This is a genomic window from Bacillus nakamurai, assembly GCF_001584325.1.
Lineage (GTDB): Bacteria > Bacillota > Bacilli > Bacillales > Bacillaceae > Bacillus > Bacillus nakamurai.
Genome location: NZ_LSAZ01000041.1, coordinates 72,771 through 99,230 on the forward strand (window position 1 = coordinate 72,771; position 26,460 = coordinate 99,230).

The window sequence follows — 26,460 nt, forward strand, 5'->3', positions numbered from 1 at the left end:
CGAAAACTGTGGCATTTGAATTTAAACTTCCAGATATCGGAGAAGGTATCCACGAAGGTGAAATCGTTAAGTGGTTTGTCAAGCCGAACGACGAGGTAGAAGAAGACGATGTACTGGCTGAAGTGCAAAATGATAAAGCAGTGGTAGAAATTCCTTCACCTGTTAAAGGAAAAGTATTAGAATTAAAAGTTGAAGAGGGAACAGTTGCAACTGTTGGACAAACGATTATTACGTTTGACGCACCTGGTTACGAAGACCTTCAATTCAAAGGAAGCGACGAGTCCGGCGACGCAAAAACTGAAGCTCAAGTTCAGTCATCTGCTGAAGCGGGACAAGATGTAGCGAAAGAAGAACGCGCTGCTGAGCCGGCAAAAGAAACCGGCGCAGGACAGCAGGATCAAGCGGAAGCTGATCCGAACAAACGCGTGATCGCTATGCCTTCCGTACGTAAATATGCCCGTGAAAAAGGCGTTGATATCCGTAAAGTAACGGGTTCAGGAAATAACGGACGCGTTGTGAAAGAAGATATCGACAGCTTTGCAAATGGCGGAGCGGCTCAAGAGGCGGCGCCTCAAGAAACTGCTGCACCTCAGGAAACAGCAAAACCAGCAGCGGTTCAAGCGCCTGAAGGCGAATTCCCGGAAACTCGCGAGAAAATGAGCGGTATCCGTAAAGCGATTGCAAAAGCAATGGTGAACTCTAAGCATACTGCACCGCACGTAACTCTAATGGATGAAGTTGACGTAACAAATCTTGTTGCACACCGCAAACAGTTCAAACAAGTTGCTGCTGATCAAGGCATTAAGCTGACATACTTGCCTTACGTCGTAAAAGCTTTAACATCCGCACTGAAAAAATTCCCTGTTTTAAACACATCTATTGATGATAAAACAGATGAAGTTGTTCAAAAACACTACTTCAACATCGGAATCGCTGCGGATACAGAAAAAGGCTTGCTTGTGCCGGTAGTGAAAAATGCCGATCGTAAAGCCGTTTTCGAAATCTCTGATGAAATCAACAGCCTTGCTACAAAAGCGCGTGAAGGCAAGCTTGCACCTGCGGAAATGAAAGGCGCTTCTTGCACAATCACAAATATCGGTTCTGCCGGCGGCCAATGGTTCACTCCGGTCATTAACCATCCAGAGGTTGCGATTCTCGGTATCGGCCGCATCGCTGAAAAAGCGATTGTCCGCGACGGTGAAATTGTAGCTGCTCCTGTCTTAGCTCTTTCTCTCAGCTTCGACCACCGTATGATCGACGGAGCAACTGCACAAAATGCGTTAAATCACATCAAGCGTTTACTGAACGATCCACAACTTATTTTAATGGAGGCGTAATGTTATGGTAGTAGGAGATTTCCCTATTGAAACAGATACTCTTGTGATTGGTGCGGGACCTGGCGGCTATGTGGCTGCCATCCGCGCCGCTCAGCTTGGACAAAAAGTAACAGTCGTTGAAAAAGCAACTCTTGGAGGCGTTTGTCTGAACGTCGGCTGTATTCCTTCAAAAGCGCTCATCAATGCAGGCCATCGTTATGAGAACGCAAAACACTCAGATGACATGGGAATCACTGCTGAGAACGTAACAGTTGATTTTACAAAAGTCCAAGAATGGAAAGCTTCTGTTGTAAATAAGCTTACTGGCGGTGTTGCAGGTCTTCTTAAAGGAAATAAAGTAGACGTCGTCAAAGGCGAAGCTTATTTTGTAGACAGCAACTCTGTCCGTGTGATGGATGAGAACTCTGCGCAAACATATACGTTTAAAAACGCGATTATTGCTACCGGTTCTCGCCCTATCGAATTGCCAAACTTCAAATATAGCGAACGCGTTCTGAATTCTACAGGCGCACTTGCGCTTAAAGAAATTCCTAAAAAGCTTGTTGTCATCGGCGGCGGATATATCGGTACTGAGCTTGGAACAGCGTATGCAAACTTCGGAACTGAACTTGTTATTTTAGAAGGCGGAGACGAAATTCTTCCTGGCTTCGAAAAACAAATGAGTTCTCTTGTTAAACGCAACTTAAAGAAAAAAGGCAACGTTGAAATCCATACAAGCGCTATGGCAAAAGGTGTCGAAGAAAAAGCTGACGGCGTAACAGTTACATTCGAAGTAAAAGGCGAAGAAAAAACAGTTGATGCTGATTACGTATTAATCACTGTCGGACGCCGTCCAAACACTGATGAGCTCGGCCTTGAGCAAGTCGGTATTGAGATGACTGACCGCGGCGTAGTCAAAACAGACAAGCAATGCCGCACAAACGTGCCGAACATTTACGCAATCGGTGATATCATTGACGGACCTCCATTGGCTCACAAAGCGTCTTACGAAGGTAAAATCGCTGCGGAAGCCATCGCCGGAGAGCCTGCTGAAATCGATTACCTCGGTATTCCAGCCGTTGTATTCTCTGAGCCTGAACTGGCTTCTGTCGGTTACACTGAAGCACAGGCGAAAGAAGAAGGCCTTGAAGTGGTTGCTTCTAAATTCCCGTTTGCTGCAAACGGACGTGCGCTTTCTCTTAACGAAACTGACGGCTTCATGAAGCTGATCACTCGTAAAGAAGACGGCCTTGTCATCGGTGCGCAAATTGCCGGTGCGAGCGCATCTGATATGATTTCTGAATTGAGCTTGGCGATCGAAGGCGGTATGACTGCTGAAGATATCGCAATGACAATTCACGCTCACCCGACATTGGGCGAAATCACAATGGAAGCTGCGGAAGTGGCAATCGGAAGCCCGATCCATATTGTAAAATAATAACGTAAAAAAGAAACAGCCTCCGTGTAAAAACGGGGGCTGTTTTTTATTGTGCCAGCACATGCTGCATAGGCTTTATAATATCTTCTTTTTTCTTAACGGACCCTTCTATCTTCATGACGACATGGCTATGGTTGATGACCATAAGAGCCGGGAACGTATTGATTTCTTCTTCCCATCCTTTTCTGTTGTCATATACCTTCATTTGATCTACATGATGAGGATATTTCTTCTCCAAATCAAGAATCGCATCGTAATAGGGCACTTCTTTATCTATATGGTTTTCATCGGAAAAAAACAAGATTTGAGTGTGATGAATGCTGTCGATCCGGTTTTTTTTGAATGGACTGACCGTAGAAACCGAACAGCTTGACAAAACAAATAACATCAAAAAAAAGGGAATCACCGTGCGGTAGCGCATCTATCTTTCTCCTCTGTTTTATATTGTAATGGAACATCCGTTAACAAGGACTATGTAAAGTGTATCACGAGACCTGAGAAAGCTAAGGCTTGTTACTTAATTGTTATATAATTGAAACCGTTTTTAATGAAGAAATAATACGGGTGACAAGATCCGTTCCCAATGCGTAAAAAAGGCACATTATTCATCGTGAAACAGCTGTTTTTTCGTTATACTGTGGGCAAAACCAAGCAGGAGGGATTCTTATGTATAAAGCAATTGCAGCTGTCATGTGTGTGTGTTTCCTCGTCAGCTGCGAATCAAATGAGGAGCCGGAATCAAGCAAAACCCATTCGCATGCTGCTGCCGGTAAAACGGAACAGAAAAGCGGCAAGGCAAAATCCGACAAGCCGGCAAAGCAGAAGGCTGAGACCTGCTATCAAATCAATCCTAAAACCTTTGCGGTTGAAAGACTGGATGAACAGAAAGACAAAAAACCGATTGCGCTGTTAACGATAGATGACGCGCCCGATCAGCATGCGGCTGACATTGCTGACAAGCTGCACGACCTTCATGCATCAGCTATTTTTTTTGTGAACGGACAATTTCTAAAAAAAGATGAAAATAAAAAAGCGCTCAAGCATATTCATGAATTAGGCTTTATGATCGGAAATCATACGATGACCCATCAAAATTTAAAAAATCTTTCGGAACAAAAACAACGGGAAGAAATTGCCGGCGTTAATCAAGCCGTTGAGAAAGTGATCGGGGAAAAGCCTGCATTTTTCAGAGCACCTTTCGGAAGCAACACTGAATACAGTGACAGGCTCATCCAAAAAGAAGGCATGGTAAAAACGAATTGGACCTTCGGATATGACTGGGATCAGAAATATCAATCAAAAAAAGCGCTTACTGACATTACCCTTAACAGCCCTTATTTACAGGACGGCGCCAATATTCTCATGCATGATCGGAAGTGGACGGATGAAGCAATACCGGATATTGTGAAAGGACTCCGGGATAAAGGATATACCATTATCGACCCGAAAGCGATCAAGAGGCCGTAAAAAATAAATGTGTTATACAATTTAGTGGTTGACATATTAAATGTGACATAATAATATAATAACAACAAATAAAAATTAAGCGTTTTCAAATTCTGAGAAATGGGGAATGAGAGATGGGAACGATTGTTTGCCAAGACTGTAACGAAGCCATTCATTACTTCGAGGATGAGAAGGTGACAACGTTATACGGAACATGCTGCGGACAATGCCAGTGTCATCTTGAAGAAGAGTAAAAAATATAAAAAAGGCCCGAAACATACTTTGTTTCGGGCTTTTTCACGTCTTATTGGATCGCCTTTTGTTCTTTAATGACACGGATCATTTCCAGCGTGGCGTCTTCCGGGCCTTGAACGGGAAGGCCGGCATCAAGGTTTTTGAAAATGTAGCTGATGTTTTCTTCCGTAATAATTTCACCTGGGATAAAGATCGGAATTCCCGGCGGATACACCATAACAAACTCCGCAATAATCCGTCCCGCTGATTCTTTTAAAGGGACGATTTCCGTATTTGCGTAAAATGCATCCCGTGGTGTCATCGCTAAAAGCGGAATTTCAGGGAGCAGAACTTCAGTTTGCTTATGAGCAAATTCATTGGCGGAGGCCCGTTTTGAAATCTCTGCAAGGGCGTTAACAAGACGGTCAGCATCGTCAGCTCTGTCGCCCGGAGTGAAAATACATAAAATGTTATGCAAATCGGACAGCTCGACTTCAATGTTGTATGATTCACGCAGCCATTTTTCAACGTCATGACCCGTTAGGCCGAGATTTTTTACAGAGATGATTAATTTGGTCGGGTCATAGCTGAACGCAGCCTTAGAACCCGTTATCTCTGCTCCGACACAGCGGATGCCTTCAATTTGATTCAGGCGTTCCCGCGTTTGATTTGCGAGGATAATTGTATCCTCCAGAAGCTGCCGGCCTTCAGTTGCCAGCCGTTTTCTCGCGACGTCTAATGAGGCGAGAAGCAGATAGGACGTTGATGTTGTTGTCAGCATGCTTAAAATCGATTGTACCCTGTCTTTAGACACAAGGCCTTCTCTTACATTTAAGATAGAGCTTTGCGTCAAAGAACCGCCTAATTTGTGCACGCTTGTGGCTGCCATATCAGCGCCTGCCTGCATGGCAGACAGAGGGAGCTGATCATGGAAGTGAATATGCACGCCGTGCGCTTCATCTACAAGGACCGGAACGCTGTAAGAATGTGCGAGCTTCACAATGCTGCTTAAGTCGGCTGCGACACCGAAATAAGTCGGATTAATGACAAGAAGCCCTTTGGCGTCAGGGTGCTCTGTTAAGGCGCGCTCGGCTGATTCGAGTGTGATGCCGTGAGAAATTCCAAGCTCATCATCAATTTCCGGGTGTATAAAAATAGGCACCGCTCCGGAAAATACAATGGCTGTCATAATTGATTTATGGACATTTCTCGGAATGATGATTTTATCTCCGGGTCCGCAAACCGCCATGACCATCGTCATAATGGCGCCGCTCGTTCCTTGTACGGAAAAGAAGGTGTGGTCTGCGCCGAATGCCTCAGCGGCCAGTTCCTGCGCTTCTTTGATCATTCCTTTTGGCGCATGTAAATCATCAAGAGGTTCAATGTTAATTAAATCTATGCTTAACGCGTTTTCTCCGATAAATTGTCTGAATTCTGGGTCCATTCCTGCACCTTTTTTGTGGCCCGGAATGTGGAATTGGACAGGCTGTCTGTTCGCGTGCTTTTTCAGTCCGCTGTACAGGGGTGTTTCATGTTGCGGCAATTGTTTTCCCACCTTTGTCATAATACCTACGCAATTAGTGTGTATTACATTGAGTTTATTACCCGTTTTTTTAACGTAAAACAAATGAATTATATTATGAACTTGAAAGAATGTAAAGAACAATTTATGATCTATGGAAGATGCTTTTTTTGAGCAGGATAATGAAGGAGTGAAGAGATTTGGAATATCAATATCCGATGAACGAGGACTGGACGACAGAGGAGGCTGTGGATGTGATTGCCTTTTTTCAGCAGGTGGAAAAAGCCTATGAAAAAGGTGCCGATCGTGACAAACTGCTGCAGGCCTATCGGCGTTTCAAAGAAATTGTTCCGGGAAAAGCGGAAGAAAAGAAGATTTGCGGCCGATTTGAGACAGACAGCACATATTCTCCGTACAGGACTGTGAAACAGGCAAAAGAATCAGATCAAGCGGTTATTAAGATGTAAGTAAATAAAAGCGAGCCGGAAACGGCCCGCTTTTTATGTTATGAGACTTTTTGCGTCAGAGTGTATAAAAACGATAGCTTTTGAAAGGCATCTTCAATGGTTTGCAGGAATTCTTGGTTGTTCATGTTGATAACTTCTTCTTTCGGAAGCTGAATGCCGCATAAAAGCTCAGCTTTTTTAACTGTCTGCAGACGTTCAAATAATGTTTTCAGCTGCTCATGATCCATTTCGGACTGCTTGTACGCACCGGGCTTCGTATGATCCGGAGACCAGACAAAGTGAGCCGGGATTTGCTTTATGATATCCTCCTGCTTCGCTTCAAGCAATTTGCCGTACTCCTCTTTTATCGGAGACTCATAAATGATGGCGAACCATACAAACATATGAGTGTCCCACAAACCGATTTGAAAGTGGGGAAGTTTTTTGTAGCCCCTTTTGCTGCTCGCAAAGGCGACCCAGCTGTCAGCCGGCGGGTTAACAGATCTTCTGGCGTGCTTGGCGACGTGCGGAAACATTTCGTCCCCTGTCAATGCCGACAATGTCGGGGCAAAATGCTCGCCTAAAAGGGTCAGCTTCGGCCGGACCTGTTCCTTTAACACCTCCATGCGCGCATCTAAACCTTCTATTGTAAATGTATCAAAGTCCTCATTAGTAAAACGCATTTGTGTCATGTTTTTCCTCCTTTTATTAAGTATTCATATTTTACCACAGTTGGTTTTGACGGCAAAAACATTGAGAGCGTTTGAAGAGAGGGGAAATGTGGTAAAAAACGAATAGGTAAACACACAATTTTAAGAATGATGTTACAGCCGAATATAAGTTTCCATACGATATAAGAAGTATCATAAATGATTTGGAAATGGGATGCTTTTTTAACAAATGATCTCTGGGAGGGGCGAAAGACAATGAGGCAAGTGGTGAAGGAAGGGTTCAGAGAGGAAAAAAATAACCGTGTAGCTGTCTGGAGACTAGAGGTTGATTATGAATTGGCAACCCTGTACGAGGCATTGCAAAAAGAAAATGAAGACCAAATTGAACTCAGCAAAAGGAAATTAGAGGGTCTCAGAAAAGAATGGATTCGTCTTAACGGATAAAGAATAGTAAAAACGAACCGCCGGAATGGTTCGTTTTTACGTGAGAAGGCATATTTTTCATTTTCCTTGCTTTTTAATCGCCTTTATCAGTATGCTATAGAGTAAAGCTATACATAGAAAAGAGGTACACGGTATGACAAATTGGACGGAAATTGATGAAATCGCAAAAAAATGGGTAAGAGAAGCAGGAAGCAGAATCAAACAATCCATGCAGGAAAACTTGACGATCGAAACAAAATCAAATCCGAATGATTTAGTCACAAATATTGATAAAGAGACAGAACGCTTTTTCATTGACTGTATACAGCAAACCTTCCCGGGCCACCGTATTCTCGGGGAAGAAGGGCAGGGGGATAAGCTTCACTCCCTTGACGGCGTTGTCTGGATCATTGATCCGATTGACGGAACGATGAATTTTGTCCACCAGCAGCGGCATTTTGCGATCTCCATCGGCATCTTTGAAAACGGAAAAGGGAAAATCGGGCTGATTTATGACGTTATGCAGGATGAGCTGTACCACGCATTCAGCGGAGAGGGTGCTTATATGAATGACACGGCGCTGCCTTCTTTGCGCGAAGTGCCGATTGAAGAAGCGATTATTGCGGTGAATGCCACTTGGGTGACGGAGAACAGGAGAATTGACCCGGGCATTTTAGCGCCGCTTGTGAAACGGGTGAGAGGAACACGCTCTTACGGCTCTGCGGCACTGGAGCTGGCAAGTGTTGCGGCAGGACGCATCGACGCATACATTACCATGAGGCTCGCTCCGTGGGATTACGCTGCAGGCTGTATTTTGCTGAACGAAGTCGGAGGCATTTATACAACTGTTGAAGGGGAGCACTTTACGTTTTTAGACAACCACAGCGTGCTTGCGGGAAATCCGGCGATACATAAAATCATTTTTAACGACTATTTGCATGCTGACAAGTAGAGAGTTTGAAGAAGAGGACCTCAGCTTCTTGGAGCAATTGGCAGAAGCTCATCCTGTGTGGAAAAAAGAGGAGCTTGGAACGAAAGATGCGGCAAGCTTTATGCTCTCGTATTCCATGTACAACGGAACATGGCTCGTCTGGGAGGATGACGGGATTCCTGCGGCCGTCAGCTTTCATTTGGATTGGGCGCCCTCAAACGGAAAACCGTGGCTTGGAACCGTGGCGGTCCGTCCTGAAGCAGAGCATAAAGGATGTGCCCGCGCGATTATAGAAAAGATCGGAAGCGGGCTGAAAGCGGAAAATAAAGCCATGTTTGCAGCCGTTCCGATTGACAGGCAGGAATGGGTTCTGTTTTTAAGCCAATGCGGCTTTGAGCAGCTGAAGCTTGAAAAAGACGACCGGGAAAAAACGTATATGATTATGGTAAAACCATTGTGAAAAAGCCTCCGTGTAAAATCGGCGGCTTTTTTTGACAACTGCAAGAACGTGAAAAAGAGACCGGAAATATCCGGTCTCCTAATGATTACAATCCGACTGCATTCCATGCAGCTTCTACGCTGGCAGCGTCTTGAGAACCGTAAAGGTCACGCGCTGATTGAATTAAAGCTGCTTTTGCATCTTTAAAACTGGAAGAAGGAGTGAGGTATACTGTTAATGCGCGATAGTAAATTTGCTCTGCCTTTTTCACGCCGATTTTTGTAATCGTATTGTAAGCGGCTTTGTTCGGAATTCCGCTGTTTGTATGAACGCCGCCATAGTCGCCGTCATCGTTGTTCGGAAGGTTTTGGTAATTTTTGTAATTGTCAGGCTGACCGTATTTTGTCGGATTCGATAAGCTGCGGAGAGCCGGCTGGCTGACCGTAATATCTTCACCGATATCCCAGTCCTCAGTATCATTGAAATATCCGAATACATCAGAGAAGGATTCATTTAAAGCGCCCGGCTGATTTTCATAATTCAGGTTTGCCGTTTCCTGTGTGACGCCGTGCGTCATTTCATGAGCGGTTACGTCCAATGAGCCTGAAAGAGGAGAGAAGAATGAACCGTCACCGTCTCCGTAAATCATCTGATCGCCGATCCAGGCCGCGTTATTATATCTGCTGCCGTAGTGAACGGACGATACGATTTTGCTTCCTCTATTATCATAGCTGTTGCGTTTAAATGTCTGATAGAAATAATCATACACTTTGCCGAGGTTGTAATGAGCATCAACGGCAGCGCGCTGAGAAGAAGTCGTGAATTGATTTGTAGAGCTTGATACTAACGTGCCCGGCAGGTTAGATTGGCGGTTTTGCAGATCATACGTAATAATTTGTGTTCCGGTCGGTTTAGAAAGATCGCGTAACACATATTTTCCGCCTTCAGATGAAATATTTAATGATACCGTTTTTCCTTTAAGAGTCGTACCTGTTCCGGTTGCGGCGGCATGCTCCACCTTGTTTTGCTTCTTCAGGATTTTACCCGTTTCTGCATCAACGGTTACTTCCCAGTTTGCCGGTTCCGGCTCAATGTAGCGAATGGTTACATCATAAGCGAGACGGTATTTTCCGTCTTTTGTGGCAGCTGCTTTCAGCTCCGCTTTGTTTTTATTCGGAACATTTCCGTTGGAAACAGCTTCAGGTGATTTGCCGATTGCTTTAAAAGCGTGATTCAGCGCCTGATCAGCGGATAATTTTTTGCTGTTTGCCGTTTGATTAGAAGAATCATTGTTTAATTCTCCGTTAATCGCATAGACATTGTTGGATTTATCGACGTGAATAATAACTTGAGAGTCTTTAACAGGCACACCGTTAATGACAGGCACATAGCGGAAGTGCTTGTAGCCGAGGTCATCTGTTGTATGATCAATCAGTTTCAGTCTTTCAGAAGGGTTGCCTTTAAACACTTTTCCGTTTTGTTTCAAGTATTGCTTGATCGCTTTGTCACTGACAGAAGGTAATTCAGATTGCACCAATGAATGCTTCGGCACAAAATTTGTCAGGTTTTCTTTAAGCTGAGGATTCTCAGCAGCCTGAACACCTGGCAGACTGATTGTTAAACTCATAAATGAAGCAGCGACAGCAACAGACAATTTCTTACCTAAACCCACAATAAATCCCCCTTTTTGAAAATAATGAAAACTTATATTGTTATAATAAACCAGCAATCTCACATTCTGCAATATAAAAATAGGCTCGAAAGATGAATTGATAGAATTGTCCTGTGTAAGCTTATGTTGGAAGGTGTCGGGAGATAAGCCGAGAGGCACGTGTTGATGTAGACATGAGTCGATTGATGCGATTTAGCGAGAGAAAAATGACAAATGGAAGCAGAAAATATGATAGGGGAAAAATTTTATTATTTTTGAAACTTTTTTCAGTGCCGGTTGTCTAACCGGGTAAGGCCTTAATAAATGTAAAGGATTGTTACAGATGTCAGACACTTTCAGCCATTTTATTTTGCACTTCGACAGGTACTTTATTTTAAGCAGGCAGAGCGTTTTTATCATTCAGTGGTCAGCCGCTTGCCTTTCTGTTTTATACGCGCTTACCTTCCATCCGAAAATCAACCGCCAGACGGTGATGTTTTATGCCGGTTTTCTGCTGCGTGCCGTTTTATTGACGGGCATTACGATTGAAATGATTCATCAGGTGCGCATTACTCATTTTACAGCAGAATATTTGACGTCAGAAGGCAGTGAACTTCTTCCGATTGTCCATCTCTTAATGTATGGGTATGTGCTGCTTACAGCCTTTCACTATATGCTTTTGCCTCAAGAGCAGAAGGGGAAGGGTATGTTTTATACCTTTGATCTCACAGTGGTGACGATGCCCGTTATTCAGGTAATCTTTAGTTTTTTCTCCTATTGGAGACACAGCCCTGAATACATGACAAAAACAGATATTTATGAATCACTTTGTTTTGTTGTGATCATTTTATTGCTGTTGATTTCTATGAATTTTCTATTCTTTAAGATGTACTGGAAGCCGAAAGCCGTCTTTATCGGTTTGTTTTATGCGGCGGTGATCGGGATTTTGGTTTTTGTGCTCGTTCCGTATCCTGACACTGCAAAAGATTACGGCAGGCTTTTTCCGTATACTACCTATTTAACGATGGCGGGTTTTCTGATGAGCCATCATTTGTTTCATATGTCAAAAAAAATAAGCTGCCGGGTGAAAACAGCCCTTGCGGCAGCGATTGCTGTATGTTTTATTGTTTTTTTAAACCCGCTGTACAATGCGGGGGATGCTGCTTTTGCCGTTTCGAAACCGATTTCAGCTGATTTTGTTGATTACGTCGGGGAGCATATCACCTCAGAAAAAGCGGAACGGATAGTAACTTCATTTTTTCCGGCTAAAAAACCGATTTACTTAGCAGACACTAATCAGGATCTGCATTATTTTTACCGTTTTAAAACTGAAGATTATGAAGCAGAAGTCGATGAAGTTTCACAAATGATACAAAATTACAACTACCTGAAGAAACCGGAAGGCCGTACATTGACAGAGAAAGAATATCGCAAAAAGTCATTGGAGTTTTTGTCGGCGCACGGCCGGAAGCTGGATATAGAACGCATTAAAACAAAAGTAAGGAAAGAAAATCAGCAGATTGTGGTAGAGATTATACCGAAAAACCCGGACATTCATCATAAGCAGCCGGGTACGGTGTTTTACTGGGAAAAGGAAACCATCATGAGCTTTTCTGAAAACCCGTCAATCTATAAGCTTGAGTCCTTGCCGCAGGTGCACATGACTCAAAAGGGTATCATCAATAAAACAAAAGCCGCCTTTCATACGCTGCAAATGTCTGATCAGGCTTTTGGTATTACAAATATAGACATCAACAGCCTGAGTGGCAGCAGTCTGACGGTTACTGCGAAAAACGGGACGGAACTAGAGTTTGATACAGAATCCGGACGGCTTTTCAAGATTAGTCTCCCAGATGAAAACTCGTCTTTTACAAAGACTGAGCTTCAAAAGAAGCTTTTCTCATTGCTGGGCGCTGACACTTCAGAGGTTAAGCAAGGTGACAAATTGAAAGACGGTTTTGTGTTTCAGGATGCCGGCGGAAAGCACACAATTACGCTGCAAAATGAAAAGGGGATGACTGAGGCATCTTTATATGAGCGGGGGATGGCCAAAACATTTTCACACACATATGAAGAGGGGAAAAAAGCATTTCGCAAGGTTGCCGCAAAATATAACGATATCATCTACAAAAAACGGGTGAAACCGGTCACAGCGGTGAAAGACGGTGTGAGATATGATGCGTGGCTTGTGATCATTCAGCCGTTCGGTTCAAACCGCCATGACGCCTATGTGGTAAATGCGGACACTTATAAGGCGGTGAACCTTTATGAACAATAAAGAAAAAAAGTCCGTTTTTCTCGATTTATATGAGCTTTATGAGGAAGGAGAGCTTGAGGGAGGCACGCTTCAATGGATGGAGGAGCATGAACCGTTATTCGGAAGTGAGGTAAAAAACGCGAAAAAGCAGCGTGAGGATGTGGTGAAGGCGCCGGCGGATGATGCCCGCCAGATTAAATATATGAAACGCTGTGCGTACGTATTATATGGCTTCTTTATTGTGCTCTCGATCTGGATGACAGTGTGGTTTTATTTTTAAATGAAAAACAAGATGTCGATTGAACAGTTATACCGTGAACATTATCAAGATATTATGTATTACTTGTACAGACGGACTCATGATGCTGAAACCGCTAAGGATCTCGCTCAGGACACGTTTATGAAAGCATTTAACGGGCTTGAGTCGTTTAAAGGCCATTCTTCTATCCGGACATGGCTCTATGCCATTGCCCATCATACGTTTATCAACTGGTACAGGCGTGACAGAAAATATCAATTTTCAGATATCAGCCAAAGTGAAGGGCTTCAGCAAACGACATATGAACTGCCGGAACAATACATAAGCAGGACAGACGCACATGAGGCGTTAACACGGCAGATTCTGCGTTTAAAAAGCGATCAGCAGACCGTTTTGATTTTAAGAGAATTTCAAGAGCTGTCTTATGAAGAAATTGCTGACATTTTGGGCTGGAGTCTTTCGAAGGTGAAAAGCACGCTGTACAGAGCAAGGCTGCAGCTGAAACAGCACTTAGCGGAAAAAAGGAAGGACGGACAGATATGACTTGCTGTTTAGTGAGAGATTTGCTCCCTTTATATATAGAAGGTGATTGCCAAAAAGAGACGGAACGGTTTATGGCCCGCCATCTTGAGGAATGCGAGGGGTGCGGGAAATTATACCGTTTGATGAAGGAACCGCTTGAGCTTGACGCCGTCAGGATAACAGAACCGGCCTGTTACGAGGAAGAAGAAAGCCGGTTCAGACAAAAATATTACGGCGTCATGCTGACAAAAGCCGCCTGCTTGTTCGGCGCGGTATTTATGATCATGCTGCTTGTCAATCTGCTGTTATAAAAAAGCGCCCGGCTCAATTGCCGGGCGTCTTTTCCGTTTATGCAGCTGGATGAAGACCTGTATAAATGCTTTCCAACACCTTTTGAGGCAGTGAATGGAAGAAGTCGGCATATAACTGCGCCTGTTCTTTGCCGATGCCTGCTTTTTCGCTGTCAAAATAATAGGCGCCGTCTTTTTCATAAATCAATTGATTAATGATGTCAAGCAGCTTTGTGAGATCTTCAGGATTTTTTTGTGCCGCTGATTGCAGGAAATGTGTTTCATCTGGACTCAGTGTTTTTGCTCCGGCAGAATCGAGCGGGCTGCATGCAAGCAAGGCGGCTGAGGCAGTTACGGCGGCTGTTAATACGGTTTTCTTGAAAAAAGATGTTTTCATTTCGTTCACTCCCTGTCATGTGTATTGGCTTACAGCCACAAGTATAGAAATTGAAATGGGTTTTATGGTATTTCCTTCATACCTTTGCCGGACTATTTCAAGGTGCATCGTTTGCTTGCCTCTGCTGATGTAACTAGAGAAAGTTCTGTTATTTACGGCTTCCTGACTAGGTGACGGGTGAGTTAAGCCCTTAATGATCAGAACATTTATACATTCTGAAGACGCAAAAAAGCCTGAATCTTTTATTCAGGCTTTACAAGCGTATGCACTTTTTGTGTTTACGGGATTTCTGATTGGTCATGCTTTTAATCAAGCAGTCCTCGTTCACGCATTTTTTTCTTTAAAGTGAAACCGCTTCCCATCATAACGATAACGAGAACAAGGCTTCCGATGATGCCCCATGCGCTTTTTTCTGCGATAGATACGCCAATCAGCATCATGCTGAAAACAGCTGCGAATGCAAATAATAATAAAAGCCAATTGAATTTTTTCATATTTCCATCCCCTTTAACGTCATACGTTCAGTTTACAGAAAAACGTGACGCTTTTAAAGAGGATGTGTGGTATAATATGAAAGTTATCTAATTTTTTTAGGAGATGAAAATGTGAAACTTCGAACCGATCTTCGCAACATCGCGATTATTGCCCACGTTGACCATGGGAAAACGACTTTGGTAGACCAATTGCTTCACCAAGCCGGAACATTCCGTGCCAACGAAAATATTGCTGAACGCGCAATGGATTCAAATGATCTTGAACGTGAACGCGGTATTACAATTCTTGCGAAAAATACTGCGATTAACTATAAAGATACACGTATTAATATTTTGGACACTCCGGGACACGCAGATTTCGGAGGAGAGGTAGAGCGGATTATGAAAATGGTTGACGGCGTGCTTTTAGTCGTTGACGCATACGAAGGCTGCATGCCGCAAACCCGCTTCGTGCTGAAGAAAGCTCTTGAGCAAAACTTAAATCCGGTTGTTGTCGTTAACAAAATCGACCGTGATTTTGCGCGTCCTGAAGAAGTGATCGATGAAGTTCTTGATCTGTTCATCGAACTTGACGCAAACGAAGAACAGCTTGAATTCCCAGTAGTATACGCTTCTGCCATTAACGGAACGGCAAGCCTTGATCCGAAAAAGCAGGACGAAAACATGGAATCGCTGTATGAAACGATTCTTGAGCATGTGCCTGCGCCGGTTGACAATGCTGACGAGCCCCTTCAATTCCAAGTGGCTTTGCTTGATTACAACGATTATGTCGGCCGTATCGGTATCGGACGTGTTTTCCGCGGCACGATGAAAGTCGGCCAGCAAGTGTCCTTGATGAAGCTTGACGGAACGATGAAATCTTTCCGCGTAACGAAAATTTTCGGTTTCCAAGGGCTGAAGCGCGTGGAAATTGAAGAAGCAAAAGCGGGAGACCTTGTGGCGGTGTCCGGAATGGAAGACATCAACGTAGGGGAAACGGTTTGTCCGGCTGACCATCATGAGCCGCTGCCTGTTCTGCGTATTGATGAGCCTACACTTCAAATGACGTTTGTCGTCAACAACAGCCCGTTTGCGGGACGTGAAGGCAAATTTGTTACAGCCCGAAAAATTGAAGAGCGTCTGAACGCGCAGCTTCAAACTGACGTCAGCCTGCGTGTCGAGCCGACAGCTTCACCTGACGCGTGGGTCGTTTCAGGACGCGGTGAGCTTCACTTATCGATTTTGATTGAAAACATGCGCCGCGAGGGCTATGAGCTTCAAGTGTCTAAACCTGAAGTTATCATTAGAGAAATTGACGGCGTAACCTGTGAGCCGGTTGAACGCGTTCAAATCGACGTGCCTGAAGAGCACACTGGGTCTGTCATGGAATCAATGGGTGCCAGAAAAGGCGAAATGCTCGATATGATTAATAACGGAAACGGCCAAGTGCGCTTGATCTTTACCGTTCCTTCACGCGGCCTTATCGGCTACTCTACTGAGTTTTTGTCACTGACGCGCGGTTTCGGTATCCTTAACCACACGTTTGACAGCTATCAGCCGATGCAAAAAGGCCAAGTCGGGGGACGCCGCCAAGGTGTGCTTGTGTCTATGGAAAACGGAAAAGCGACATCTTACGGAATTCAAGGTATTGAAGACCGCGGTGTGATTTTTGTTGAGCCTGGCACAGAGGTTTATGAAGGAATGATCGTCGGCGAACATAACCGCGACAATGACCTCGTGGTGAATGTCAGCAAAATGAAACAGCAGACTAACGTCCGTTCTGCGACGAAGGACCAAACGACAACGATTAAAAAAGCGCGCATCATGTCGCTTGAAGAATCGCTGGAGTACTTAAACGACGATGAATACTGTGAAGTAACGCCGGAATCCATCCGTTTAAGAAAGAAAATCCTGAACAAAAACGAACGTGAAAAAGCGGCGAAAAAGAAAAAAACAGCAGGAATGTCTTAATCACTTGCAGAATTTGAAAAGATAGAACCCGAACGTAAAAGGGGAGGGAATCTTTTTGAATGAAGTGAGCGAACGGCTGTCGTTCTTTGCTGCTCTTTATCAAGTGGATCAGCATCCGCTGACCGGGATGTGGCTGTTATACGGAACGATCGTCGTGCTTTCGGTGATTGTGTTTAAACTGGGCTTTGCCAAACGGCTGCCGGTTTTAAAGGCTGCGGCCGTTTATCTTTTTCTTGTGCTCGGCTGCACCGTGCTGACCTTTTTCGGTGTGTTTTTGCCGGTAGGGGAGGGCTTGGTTGTCGCCGCCTTGATTTTGATCATCTACAAAATCCGTTTGCACCAGTCAAAAAAAGGACAGTCAGCTAAACCGCAATAAAAAAATGACCTTGCCTGCCGGCGGGGTCATTTTTAATTCGATCTATTTTTTCACTTTGTCTTTTTTCGCTTTTTGTCCGGGATGAAAAGAGAAGTGTCCGGTATTCAGCCGCGCCTCTGTTTTGATTTTGATTCGGTCATGGCATTCCTGGCACATATATGTATGAATCGGACGGTTGCGGAGGCGTTTGGCTGTCAGTGTTTCATCATCAATTTGTTCAAGTTTGTCGCAAATGGAACATTTTACTCTCATTGATTTTTCACCTCTTTCACTATGACAAGCATTATAACACGGATCAGCCGGGCGCCAAAATAAGAAAGTGAAAAGAAAACAACGCCCGGCGAATGTGCAGGGCGTTGTTTCTTATTGCCGGTTTTTCATATGATGATCCGATTGATCGTTCTGTTCTTGCTGTAACTTGTTTTGATCCCTCTGGTTAAGCTGATCATTATTTGATTTTGTCGGTGATTCTTTCTCATTATCTGTCACATTGTTTGGCACTTCCGGCAGCACCCGGCCGACAATGGCTGCGAGTTCATCTAAAATGCCTGAGACAGGACGGCCTGCCTGAATATCCTTGCCCATTCCTTTTAAACGGGCGAATGTATCAGGATCGGCAACCACAACGGCATTTGCGCCGTAAGGATCATTCTTTAATGCTTGGGCCACGGTGTATTTAATGGTTTCCACTTTGCTTCTTTCTAAATTATCATCAACATCGATTCCGACAACGGAATATCGTCCGAGAACAACCGCAGTAGCGTCTGTTATACCGGGGATTTTTTCCGTTACCTCAACAAGATGTCTGGCGATGTCTGTCCGGCTTGGATTGTTGGTTGTATCAGGCGCCGTATTTTTGACATGAATCGGTTTTGTTTCCTGCTGATTGGCTGATTCGTTCTGAACGGCGCGGTCCCGCCCGTCCTGTACAGCGTTGCAGCCTGTCAAAATGAAAAGAGCTTGTATGATCATGAAAAGAATTCGCACTGACAGGTTCCCTCCTTTAATGCTTTCATTTATTTTATTGTTGAATTAACCTTCTATCTTTATTCACCAAAACATATATTTTAGCAGGCATCCCCGTTTTTTTAACTGAAGAGAAGCATTTGATGGGCTTTGATCCTTATATCAGGAGGCTGAGACTTGAGTAAAATTTATGTGTTAGATACGAATGTACTATTGCAGGATCCTAACGCCATTTTTTCCTTTGAAGAACACGAAGTTGTCATCCCTGCCGTTGTGCTGGAAGAGGTCGATTCAAAAAAGCGGTATATGGATGAGGTCGGGAGGAATGCGAGGCACGTATCTAAGCTGATAGACGGACTCAGGCAAAAAGGAAGGCTGCATGAAAAAGTTCCGCTTACAAGCGGAGGAACGCTCAGAATTGAACTGAATCACCGATCGTTTCACCAGCTGCAAGAAATTTTCATTGAAAAAACAAATGACAACCGCATTTTGGCGGTCGCGAAAAATTTAAGCCTTGAAGAAGGAACAAAGGAAAACGGGCGCCTCGTCATCCTGGTCAGCAAAGATGTGCTTGTCAGAGTGAAGGCTGATGCCATCGGACTTTTGGCTGAGGATTTTTTAAACGACAGAGTCGTTGATCATGATGAAGTCTACAGCGGATACAAAGATATATACATGAATAATGAGCTGTTTACATCGTTTTACAAAAACAAACAAATCGCCGTGCAAGAGCTGCCTCAGCATCGGTTTCACCCGAATCAATTTGTACTGATGAAGGATGAATTGGGAGGTTCTTCGTCTGCGGTCGGCATTGCTGATAAAAAGGGAGAAGCAGTGAAAAAACTTGTCTTCGATGATGAACATGTGTGGGGAATCAGACCGAAAAACGTTCAGCAGACAATGGCGCTTGAACTTTTGCTGCGGGAAGATATCCCGCTCGTGACATTAATCGGCAAAGCGGGAACCGGGAAAACCCTGCTCGCTCTTGCTGCGGGGCTTTTGCAAACGGAGGATTTGGGCATTTATAAAAAGCTGATCGTCGCACGGCCGATCGTACCGGTAGGGAAGGATATCGGATATTTGCCGGGTGAAAAAGAAGAAAAGCTTAAACCTTGGATGCAGCCGATATTTGATAATCTTGAATTTTTGTTCAATGCGAAAAAGCCGGGTGAGCTCGAAGCGATTTTGTCCGGTATCGGTTCGATTCAGGTCGAGGCTCTGACATACATTCGGGGGAGAAGCATTCCGGATCAATTTATTATTATTGACGAGGCGCAAAATCTCACGAGGCATGAGGTGAAAACGCTTTTGACAAGGGTCGGTGAGGGCAGCAAAATTGTCCTGATGGGCGATCCGGAGCAAATAGATCACCCATATTTAGACAGTTTAAATAACGGACTTGCTTATGTCGTGGAGCGGTTTAAAGGACAAACCGTCTCAGGCAGCGTCAAGCTTGTGAAAGGCGAAAGGTCCGGCCTTGCCCAGCTGGCTGCCGATTTGCTATAGGATTTCGATTTCTTTTACGCCGGTTATCGGCTTATCAAGGTTTTCGTCCACATAAATATGGACGGGACCGCCGTCTTTGAGCGGCTTGCCCGCTTCGCTGAAATGAGCGATGCTCTCAAGCGCCTTTTCCAGCGGAACGGCGGTTCTCTCTGAATCTGAAATAAAGACGCATTGGACAGCGCTTTCTTTCGGTTCCGCATTTGATAAAACGGCGCCCAGCTTCATTGCGAAACTGCCGTTCATCAACTTTTCCTTTTTAAAGCGTTTTTCGCTTTTTAATGTCGGCGGAGAAATGCGCCCTTCTCTGATCACCCGCTCTGTATCAGTCGTATACTCATCCGTTTCAGCCGCGCCGTCCGGATGAACGGGCTGCTGTTTCTCAAACGAAAATTTGCGGTCATCAAAAATCCAGACACTCGGATCAATTGTAATTGGGTATGTTACATTTCCTTTTACTTGAATAACGCTCATGGTGAAGCCCCCCTTTATCTAAAGTATAAAAGTTTTCGCATGAATTGTCACTTTGCGTCACAAATTAGATGTAAACGAAGGCAGCAAAGTGAGGATGATCGAGATGGTGTGCCGGCATAACCGGGAGCTGGAGGCGTTAGTTCAGGAAGCGAAAAAAATGACCGAAAAAGGCAAGGTGGCCGACTACATTCCGGCATTGGCTGAATCGGAGAAAAACAGCCTATCTGTCACAATTTATCATGCGGAGAATACATGTTTGTCGGCAGGCGACGACGATCAAACATTTACGCTGCAGAGTATTTCGAAGGTGCTTTCTCTTGCGCTTGTCTTAATGGATTACGGAAAGGAAAAGGTATTCAGCTATGTCGGGCAGGAGCCGACGGGCGACCCGTTTAATTCCATTATTAAGCTTGAGACAGTGAATCCGAGCAAACCATTAAATCCGATGATTAATGCGGGCGCACTTGTCGTCACAAGCTTAATTAAGGGACAGTCTGCGAAAGAAAGTCTGGATTATTTGCTCGGATTTATCAGAAGGCTTGCGAACAATCCTGAGATTACATACTGCAAACACGTCGCAGAATCAGAATTCCGCTCATCGATGATTAATCGCGCGATGTGCTATTACATGAAGCAATATGATATTTTCGAAGGTGACGTTGAAGAGGTGATGGACTTATATACGAAGCAATGTGCAATTGAGATGAACAGCCTGGATTTAGCAAAAATCGGCTGTGTATTCGCACTTGACGGAAAGCATCCGGAGACGGGAGAGCAGGTCATCTCAAAAGATGTCGCAAGAATTTGTAAAACCTTTATGGTGACATGCGGCATGTACAATGCGAGCGGGGAGTTTGCGATCAAAGTCGGCATCCCGGCGAAAAGCGGTGTCTCAGGGGGGGTCATGGGTATTTCGCCTTATAACTTCGGCATCGGGATTTTCGGCCCGGCACTGGACGAAAAAGGCAACAGTATAGCGGGTGTGAAGCTTCTGGAAATCATGTCTGAGATATACAGGCTGAGTATTTTTTAAAACATTTTTTTATCATAACATCTGCTTAAATCCTCTTGCAATTTCAGCTGATACCCTTTATGATAAATAGAAGAATTAGGTACTCGCCTGGGGAACGGAGGGATACTTTTGGCTTCAGAGATTATAGTTGACCATCAGCAGAAAGCATTTGAGCTGTTGAAGTTAGATGCTGAGAAGATTTTGAAGCTGATCCGAGTACAAATGGATAACTTAACGATGCCTCAATGTCCTCTTTATGAAGAGGTTTTGGATACTCAGATGTTCGGACTGTCGAGGGAAATCGATTTTGCTGTCCGCCTGGGATTAGTTGATGAAAACGACGGAAAAGAACTGCTGGACAGACTGGAAAGAGAACTGTCAGCTTTGCATGACGCGTTTACAGGAAAATAAATGATCAAACTCAAACTTTTCAACGGTTTGGGTTTTTTTATAACCGTAAACCGTTTTTTTGCATCTTCTTTTCAAGAGACGGTCTCTTAATCTGCATTTCATCCGAAAAACTATAAAGAAACTGCGTAAATTGTTTATGAATTATAGTAAAATATAATACGCAATAGGTATTAAACGTAAGCTTTAAGCAGGAAAGAGGATGTTATGTTTAAAAGAATGTTAAAATCTTACGATTATTCATTGATATGCGCTATCATTTTGCTGTGCAGTTTCGGACTGGTGATGGTATACAGCTCAAGTATGATCACCGCTGTCTCGCGCTACGGGGTGAGCAGTGATTATTTCTTTAAACGGCAGCTGTTTGCTTTCATTGCAGGGAGCGTTTTATTTATCATCATGGCTGTATTTCCGTACAAAGTGCTGGCTCATCAAAAGTTTCAAAAAGTGATGCTGCTCGCGTCGCTGCTTGCGCTGTGTGCGCTGTTTGTTTTCGGACATGTTGCCGGAAACGCGCAAAGCTGGTTTAAAATAGGCGGAATCGCCATTCAGCCGGGTGAATTTGTAAAGCTGGCGATTATTTTGTATCTTGCGGCTGTTTATGCAAAAAAACAAAGTTATATTGACCAGCTCTTAACAGGGATTGCGCCTCCGGTGATCGTTACCGTACTCATTTGCGCGCTCATCGCCATACAGCCTGACTTAGGGACGGCGATGATTATCGGCTTAATTGCGCTATGCGTTATTCTTTGCTCAGGCTTCAGCGGCAGAACACTGCTCAGGCTTGTCGTGATGGCGGGGATCGTCATGCTTCTTGTCAGTCCGCTTATTTATCTGAATTGGGACAGCATTTTTACCCCGGTGCGTTTAAGCCGGTTTGAAAGTCTTGAAAACCCGTTTAAATACGCCAGTACGTCCGGCCTGCAAATCGTAAACTCGTATTATGCGATCGGCTCAGGCGGATTTTTTGGACTCGGCCTAGGTGAAAGCATTCAGAAATACGGATACCTGCCTGAATCGCATACTGACTTTATTATGGCAGTTATTTCAGAAGAACTCGGCATTTTCGGTGTCTTGTTTGTTATCCTATTACTCGCTTTTGTTGTGTTAAAAGGCTTTTATATTGCCAGAAAGTGTGAAGATCCGTTCGGGAGCCTTTTGGCAATCGGGATTTCAAGCATGATTGCCATCCAATCTTTTATTAACCTCGGCGGTGTGAGCGGGTTAATTCCGATTACAGGGGTCACACTTCCGTTTATCAGCTACGGAGGCTCATCATTGCTCTTATTATTAACGAGCGCGGGTATTTTAGTGAATGTCAGCATGCATGTCAAGTACACAGAAAAAAAGAAAAAGAGGGAACCTGTTCTGCCGAAGGAGAGTAAAAGAAGACAGGCGGAAAAAACTGTGTATCTGTAAAAAACAAATGTATACATGGGGAGGATATTCCTTTATTATAAAGTACATATTTATTTAGGCCAAGGGGGAGAGAAGTTTGTCACAACAGTCCATCCAAAAAGTGTTAGTAGCAAACAGGGGAGAAATCGCGATCCGGATTTTCCGGGCGTGCACAGAGTTGAACATCAGAACGGTAGCCGTTTATTCAAAAGAAGATTCCGGTTCCTATCACCGCTACAAAGCGGATGAAGCATATATTGTCGGAGAAGGCAAAAAACCGATTGATGCGTACCTTGATATTGAAGGAATTATTGAAATCGCCAAAAGAAACGGCGTGGATGCCATTCATCCGGGCTACGGATTCTTATCTGAAAATATCCAATTTGCGAGACGCTGCGAAGAAGAAGGCATCGTATTTATCGGGCCGACTTCAGTGCATTTAGACATGTTTGGCGACAAGGTGAAGGCCCGCGAACAGGCTGAAAAAGCCGGCATCCCCGTTATTCCCGGAAGTGACGGGCCGGCTGAAACACTTAAAGATGTCGAACAATTTGCAAAAGTCCACGGATATCCGTTTATCATTAAAGCGTCGCTCGGCGGCGGCGGCCGGGGCATGAGAATCGTCAGAAGCGAAAGTGAATTAGTAGATTCATTTGAACGCGCCAAATCGGAGGCGAAAGCCGCTTTCGGAAACGACGAAGTGTATGTTGAAAAACTGATCGAAAATCCGAAACATATTGAAGTTCAGGTAATCGGAGATAAAGAAGGCAATGTCGTTCATCTGTATGAAAGGGACTGTTCCGTCCAAAGACGCCACCAAAAGGTCATTGAAGTGGCGCCCAGCGTTTCATTGCAGCCTGAATTAAGGGATAAGATTTGTGAGGCGGCTGTCGCGCTTGCCAAAAATGTCGGCTATATCAATGCCGGAACCGTTGAATTTCTCGTCGCGAATAATGAATTTTACTTTATCGAAGTAAATCCCCGCGTACAAGTGGAGCATACCATTACGGAGATGATTACGGGCGTTGATATTGTGCAGACGCAAATCCTTGTCGCACAGGGGCACAGCCTGCACAGCCGCGCTGTCAATATCCCTCAGCAGAAAGATATTGTCACAAACGGCTATGCCATTCAATCCCGAGTGACCACAGAAGATCCGCTGAATGATTTTATGCCTGACACGGGTAAAATTATGGCGTACCGCTCCGGCGGAGGGTTCGGTGTCCGTCTTGACACGGGGAACAGTTTCCAAGGCGCTGTCATTACGCCTTATTATGATTCCCTGCTCGTCAAGCTGTCGACATGGGCCTTAACATTTGAGCAAGCTTCGGCAAAAATGGTCCGCAACTTGCAGGAATTCAGAATCAGAGGCATTAAAACCAATATACCGTTCCTTGAAAACGTAGCAAAACATGAAAAATTTCTGACGGGACAATATGATACATCGTTTATCGACACAACCCCTGAATTGTTCATATTCCCTAAACAGAAGGACCGCGGGACAAAAATGCTCAACTATATCGGAAATGTAACGGTAAACGGTTTTCCGGGCATTGGGAAAAAAGAAAAACCCGCATTTGATAAACCGCAGACCATTACGTTAGGTGTGAAAGAAAAGCCTGCGAACGGAACAAAGCAGATACTTGATGAAAGAGGCGCAGAGGGGCTTGCAAACTGGGTAAAAGAGCAAAAGTCCGTTCTTTTAACCGATACGACGTTCAGGGACGCCCATCAGTCATTATTAGCGACAAGAATCAGATCAAATGATTTGAAAAAAATCGCAAATCCTACAGCTGCATTATGGCCTGAGCTGTTCAGCCTTGAGATGTGGGGAGGCGCGACATTCGATGTAGCATACCGCTTCTTAAAAGAAGATCCTTGGAAGCGTCTGGAGGATCTCCGTAAAGAAGTGCCGAACACCTTGTTCCAAATGCTTCTCCGCTCTTCGAACGCCGTCGGATATACAAACTATCCGGACAATGTCATCAAGAAATTTGTCCAGCAGTCAGCTGAATCGGGAATTGATGTATTCCGGGTATTTGACAGCTTAAACTGGGTAAAAGGCATGACACTGGCGATTGATGCCGTCCGTGAAACAGGCAAAGTGGCGGAGGCTGCGATTTGTTATACAGGTGATATTCTTGATAAGAACCGGACGAAATATGATCTGAATTACTACCTTTCCATGGCGAAGGAGCTTGAAGCTTCCGGCGCGCATATTCTCGGCATTAAGGACATGGCCGGTTTGCTTAAGCCTCAAGCGGCATATGAGCTTGTGTCAGCCCTTAAGGAAACGATTGATATTCCTGTCCACCTGCATACGCATGATACGAGCGGCAACGGCATCTATCTGTATGCTAAAGCTGTTGAAGCGGGTGTGGATATTGTTGATGTTGCTGTCAGCTCGATGGCCGGTTTGACATCCCAGCCGAGCGCAAGCGGATTTTATTATGCGCTGGAAGGAAACAGCCGCCGTCCTGAGCTGAATGTGCAGAATGTTGAAAGACTGTCACAGTATTGGGAATCCGTGCGCCATTATTACAGTGAATTTGAAAGCGGCATGAAGTCTCCTCATACGGAAATTTATAACCATGAAATGCCTGGCGGCCAGTACAGCAACCTTCAGCAGCAGGCAAAAGGCGTCGGCCTTGGCGAACGCTGGAATGAGGTAAAAGAAATGTACAGCGTCGTCAACCGCATGTTTGGCGATGTCGTTAAAGTAACGCCGTCTTCTAAAGTTGTCGGAGATATGGCGCTTTACATGGTGCAAAATAATTTAACAGAGCAAGATGTTTATGATAAAGGTGAAACGCTTGATTTCCCGGATTCGGTTGTCGAGCTGTTTAAAGGGCAGATCGGCCAGCCGCATGGCGGATTCCCGGAAAAGCTGCAAAAGCTGATTCTTAAAGGGCAAAAGCCGATTACGGTAAGACCGGGTGAACTGCTTGAACCCGTATCGTTCGACGCCATTAAAGAAGAATGGAAGGAAACTCATCAGATGGAATTAAGTGATCAAGATGCTGTCGCTTACGCGCTTTATCCGAAAGTGTTCACTGAATATGTCAAAACAGCTGAACATTACGGGGACATTTCCGTATTGGACACGCCGACCTTCTTCTACGGCATGACGCTCGGCGAAGAAATTGAAGTGGAAATTGAGCGCGGAAAAACGCTGATCGTGAAGCTTGTGTCTATCGGAGAGCCGCAGCCTGATGCAACACGTGTCGTTTATTTCGAATTAAACGGCCAGCCGCGTGAAGTTGTCATTAAAGATGAAAGCATTAAGTCGTCCGTGCAGGAAAAATTAAAGGCTGATCGGACAAATCCGAGCCATATCGCCGCCTCAATGCCAGGCACCGTTATTAAATTGTTAACGGAAACCGGTGCGAAGGTGAATAAAGGCGATCATTTAATGATCAATGAAGCGATGAAAATGGAGACGACCGTACAGGCGCCATTCTCTGGAACAATTCAGCAGATTCATGTGAAAAATGGCGAACCGATTCAAACGGGCGATTTACTGATTGAGATTGAAAAAGCGTAATTGATGAAAGCCGGAACATGCAAAGCATGATCCGGCTTTTAAAGATAGGAAGGAAGAGGAAAAAAGGCCAAAGCTCAGCAGCTTTGGCCTTTT

28 protein-coding genes are annotated in these 26,460 nt (G+C 44.5%); 19 read left to right on the forward strand and 9 right to left on the reverse strand.

The window, feature by feature from the left end; translation table 11 throughout:
- Positions 1 to 8 precede the first annotated feature (8 nt).
- Together pdhC and lpdA are read left to right on the forward strand one after the other, a co-directional pair.
- On the forward strand, positions 9 to 1,337 hold the full coding sequence (gene pdhC / locus AXI59_RS15545) for a pyruvate dehydrogenase complex dihydrolipoyllysine-residue acetyltransferase (protein WP_061522032.1): 1,329 nt from the start codon (positions 9 to 11) through the stop codon (positions 1,335 to 1,337).
- 4 nt (positions 1,338 to 1,341) lie between these two features.
- Positions 1,342 to 2,754 (forward strand): dihydrolipoyl dehydrogenase, encoded by a 1,413-nt coding sequence (gene lpdA, locus AXI59_RS15550; RefSeq protein ID WP_061522031.1) that lies wholly within the window; start codon positions 1,342 to 1,344, stop codon positions 2,752 to 2,754.
- Between the two features lie 46 nt (positions 2,755 to 2,800).
- Here the strand turns inward: lpdA and AXI59_RS15555 are convergent, their stop codons facing one another.
- The gene (locus AXI59_RS15555) at positions 2,801 to 3,175 is read right to left on the reverse strand and encodes a hypothetical protein (RefSeq protein ID WP_061522030.1); all 375 of its coding nucleotides are present in this window, start codon (positions 3,173 to 3,175) and stop codon (positions 2,801 to 2,803) included.
- 245 nt (positions 3,176 to 3,420) lie between these two features.
- Here AXI59_RS15555 and AXI59_RS15560 point away from each other — a divergent pair, with 245 nt between their 5' ends.
- Both AXI59_RS15560 and AXI59_RS19505 read left to right on the forward strand, forming a co-directional pair.
- Positions 3,421 to 4,221, forward strand: a complete 801-nt coding sequence (locus tag AXI59_RS15560) for a polysaccharide deacetylase family protein (protein WP_061528670.1) — start codon at positions 3,421 to 3,423, stop codon at positions 4,219 to 4,221.
- A 113-nt stretch (positions 4,222 to 4,334) separates the two neighbouring features.
- Positions 4,335 to 4,454, forward strand: coding sequence for a GapA-binding peptide SR1P (locus tag AXI59_RS19505; protein ID WP_003154518.1), 120 nt, complete (start codon positions 4,335 to 4,337; stop codon positions 4,452 to 4,454).
- Between the two features lie 50 nt (positions 4,455 to 4,504).
- On the opposite strand, the gene AXI59_RS15565 is transcribed toward AXI59_RS19505, so the two are convergent.
- Positions 4,505 to 5,977 carry an aminotransferase class I/II-fold pyridoxal phosphate-dependent enzyme gene (locus AXI59_RS15565; protein ID WP_061528671.1) on the reverse strand — a complete coding sequence of 491 codons (1,473 nt, stop codon included), beginning with the start codon at positions 5,975 to 5,977 and terminating at the stop codon, positions 4,505 to 4,507.
- Between the two features lie 179 nt (positions 5,978 to 6,156).
- On the opposite strand from AXI59_RS15565, the gene AXI59_RS15570 reads away from it, so the two are divergent.
- Positions 6,157 to 6,423: a UPF0223 family protein gene (locus tag AXI59_RS15570; RefSeq protein ID WP_061522027.1), complete on the forward strand. Its 267-nt coding sequence runs from the start codon at positions 6,157 to 6,159 to the stop codon at positions 6,421 to 6,423.
- A gap of 38 nt (positions 6,424 to 6,461) precedes the next feature.
- Here the strand turns inward: AXI59_RS15570 and AXI59_RS15575 are convergent, their stop codons facing one another.
- A complete protein-coding gene (locus tag AXI59_RS15575; protein WP_061522026.1) occupies positions 6,462 to 7,094 on the reverse strand; it encodes a DUF1054 domain-containing protein in 633 nt (210 codons plus the stop codon).
- A gap of 234 nt (positions 7,095 to 7,328) precedes the next feature.
- On the opposite strand from AXI59_RS15575, the gene AXI59_RS15580 reads away from it, so the two are divergent.
- The 3 genes from AXI59_RS15580 (at position 7,329) to AXI59_RS15590 (ending at position 8,887) form a co-directional block, all read left to right on the forward strand.
- A complete protein-coding gene (locus AXI59_RS15580; protein ID WP_061522099.1) occupies positions 7,329 to 7,517 on the forward strand; it encodes a hypothetical protein in 189 nt (62 codons plus the stop codon).
- 133 nt (positions 7,518 to 7,650) lie between these two features.
- The gene (gene suhB, locus AXI59_RS15585) at positions 7,651 to 8,448 is read left to right on the forward strand and encodes an inositol-1-monophosphatase (RefSeq protein WP_061522025.1); all 798 of its coding nucleotides are present in this window, start codon (positions 7,651 to 7,653) and stop codon (positions 8,446 to 8,448) included.
- The gene (locus AXI59_RS15590; protein ID WP_061522024.1) at positions 8,435 to 8,887 is read left to right on the forward strand and encodes a GNAT family N-acetyltransferase; all 453 of its coding nucleotides are present in this window, start codon (positions 8,435 to 8,437) and stop codon (positions 8,885 to 8,887) included. The genes suhB and AXI59_RS15590 overlap by 14 nt, the downstream gene beginning before the upstream one ends.
- Positions 8,888 to 8,972: 85 nt before the next feature.
- On the opposite strand, the gene AXI59_RS15595 is transcribed toward AXI59_RS15590, so the two are convergent.
- The gene (locus tag AXI59_RS15595) at positions 8,973 to 10,538 is read right to left on the reverse strand and encodes a M4 family metallopeptidase (protein WP_061528672.1); all 1,566 of its coding nucleotides are present in this window, start codon (positions 10,536 to 10,538) and stop codon (positions 8,973 to 8,975) included.
- Positions 10,539 to 10,860: 322 nt separating this feature from the next.
- On the opposite strand from AXI59_RS15595, the gene AXI59_RS15600 reads away from it, so the two are divergent.
- The 4 genes from AXI59_RS15600 to AXI59_RS15615 are packed head-to-tail and all read left to right on the forward strand — an operon-like array spanning position 10,861 to position 13,866.
- Positions 10,861 to 12,795, forward strand: coding sequence for a hypothetical protein (locus tag AXI59_RS15600; protein WP_061528673.1), 1,935 nt, complete (start codon positions 10,861 to 10,863; stop codon positions 12,793 to 12,795).
- Entirely contained in the window at positions 12,785 to 13,054 is a 270-nt protein-coding gene (locus AXI59_RS15605; RefSeq protein ID WP_061528674.1) for a hypothetical protein, read from the forward strand. Before AXI59_RS15600 ends, AXI59_RS15605 begins: the two co-directional genes overlap by 11 nt.
- A complete protein-coding gene (locus AXI59_RS15610) occupies positions 13,055 to 13,576 on the forward strand; it encodes a sigma-70 family RNA polymerase sigma factor (protein WP_061528675.1) in 522 nt (173 codons plus the stop codon).
- Entirely contained in the window at positions 13,573 to 13,866 is a 294-nt protein-coding gene (locus tag AXI59_RS15615; protein ID WP_061528676.1) for an anti-sigma factor family protein, read from the forward strand. The genes AXI59_RS15610 and AXI59_RS15615 overlap by 4 nt, the downstream gene beginning before the upstream one ends.
- 37 nt (positions 13,867 to 13,903) lie before the next feature.
- On the opposite strand, the gene AXI59_RS15620 is transcribed toward AXI59_RS15615, so the two are convergent.
- Both AXI59_RS15620 and AXI59_RS15625 read right to left on the reverse strand, forming a co-directional pair.
- Positions 13,904 to 14,242: a hypothetical protein gene (locus tag AXI59_RS15620; protein WP_061528677.1), complete on the reverse strand. Its 339-nt coding sequence runs from the start codon at positions 14,240 to 14,242 to the stop codon at positions 13,904 to 13,906.
- A gap of 305 nt (positions 14,243 to 14,547) precedes the next feature.
- On the reverse strand, positions 14,548 to 14,736 hold the full coding sequence (locus AXI59_RS15625; protein WP_061520391.1) for a YlaF family protein: 189 nt from the start codon (positions 14,734 to 14,736) through the stop codon (positions 14,548 to 14,550).
- Positions 14,737 to 14,847: 111 nt separating this feature from the next.
- Here AXI59_RS15625 and typA point away from each other — a divergent pair, with 111 nt between their 5' ends.
- A complete protein-coding gene (typA, locus tag AXI59_RS15630; RefSeq protein ID WP_061528678.1) occupies positions 14,848 to 16,686 on the forward strand; it encodes a translational GTPase TypA in 1,839 nt (612 codons plus the stop codon).
- 55 nt (positions 16,687 to 16,741) lie between these two features.
- The gene (locus tag AXI59_RS15635; protein WP_061520393.1) at positions 16,742 to 17,062 is read left to right on the forward strand and encodes a YlaH-like family protein; all 321 of its coding nucleotides are present in this window, start codon (positions 16,742 to 16,744) and stop codon (positions 17,060 to 17,062) included.
- A 42-nt stretch (positions 17,063 to 17,104) separates the two neighbouring features.
- On the opposite strand, the gene AXI59_RS15640 is transcribed toward AXI59_RS15635, so the two are convergent.
- Positions 17,105 to 17,314, reverse strand: coding sequence for a YlaI family protein (locus AXI59_RS15640; protein ID WP_061520394.1), 210 nt, complete (start codon positions 17,312 to 17,314; stop codon positions 17,105 to 17,107).
- 111 nt (positions 17,315 to 17,425) lie between these two features.
- Positions 17,426 to 18,049: a YhcN/YlaJ family sporulation lipoprotein gene (locus AXI59_RS15645; protein WP_061528679.1), complete on the reverse strand. Its 624-nt coding sequence runs from the start codon at positions 18,047 to 18,049 to the stop codon at positions 17,426 to 17,428.
- 156 nt (positions 18,050 to 18,205) lie between these two features.
- Between AXI59_RS15645 and AXI59_RS15650 the strand changes: the two genes are divergently transcribed.
- Positions 18,206 to 19,534 carry a PhoH family protein gene (locus tag AXI59_RS15650; RefSeq protein ID WP_061528680.1) on the forward strand — a complete coding sequence of 443 codons (1,329 nt, stop codon included), beginning with the start codon at positions 18,206 to 18,208 and terminating at the stop codon, positions 19,532 to 19,534.
- On the opposite strand, the gene AXI59_RS15655 is transcribed toward AXI59_RS15650, so the two are convergent.
- Positions 19,529 to 20,005, reverse strand: coding sequence for a hypothetical protein (locus AXI59_RS15655; protein WP_061520397.1), 477 nt, complete (start codon positions 20,003 to 20,005; stop codon positions 19,529 to 19,531). The genes AXI59_RS15650 and AXI59_RS15655 overlap by 6 nt on opposite strands.
- 103 nt (positions 20,006 to 20,108) lie before the next feature.
- Here AXI59_RS15655 and glsA point away from each other — a divergent pair, with 103 nt between their 5' ends.
- The 4 genes from glsA to pyc all read left to right on the forward strand — a co-directional run bounded on the left by glsA (position 20,109) and on the right by pyc (position 26,367).
- A complete protein-coding gene (gene glsA / locus AXI59_RS15660; protein ID WP_061528681.1) occupies positions 20,109 to 21,038 on the forward strand; it encodes a glutaminase A in 930 nt (309 codons plus the stop codon).
- A 108-nt stretch (positions 21,039 to 21,146) separates the two neighbouring features.
- On the forward strand, positions 21,147 to 21,428 hold the full coding sequence (locus tag AXI59_RS15665; RefSeq protein ID WP_003154494.1) for an Fpa/YlaN family protein: 282 nt from the start codon (positions 21,147 to 21,149) through the stop codon (positions 21,426 to 21,428).
- Between the two features lie 204 nt (positions 21,429 to 21,632).
- Positions 21,633 to 22,844, forward strand: coding sequence for an FtsW/RodA/SpoVE family cell cycle protein (locus AXI59_RS15670; RefSeq protein ID WP_061520399.1), 1,212 nt, complete (start codon positions 21,633 to 21,635; stop codon positions 22,842 to 22,844).
- Positions 22,845 to 22,920: 76 nt separating this feature from the next.
- Complete coding sequence (gene pyc, locus AXI59_RS15675; protein ID WP_061520400.1) at positions 22,921 to 26,367, forward strand: pyruvate carboxylase; 3,447 nt, start codon at positions 22,921 to 22,923, stop codon at positions 26,365 to 26,367.
- Positions 26,368 to 26,460: the final 93 nt, after the last annotated feature.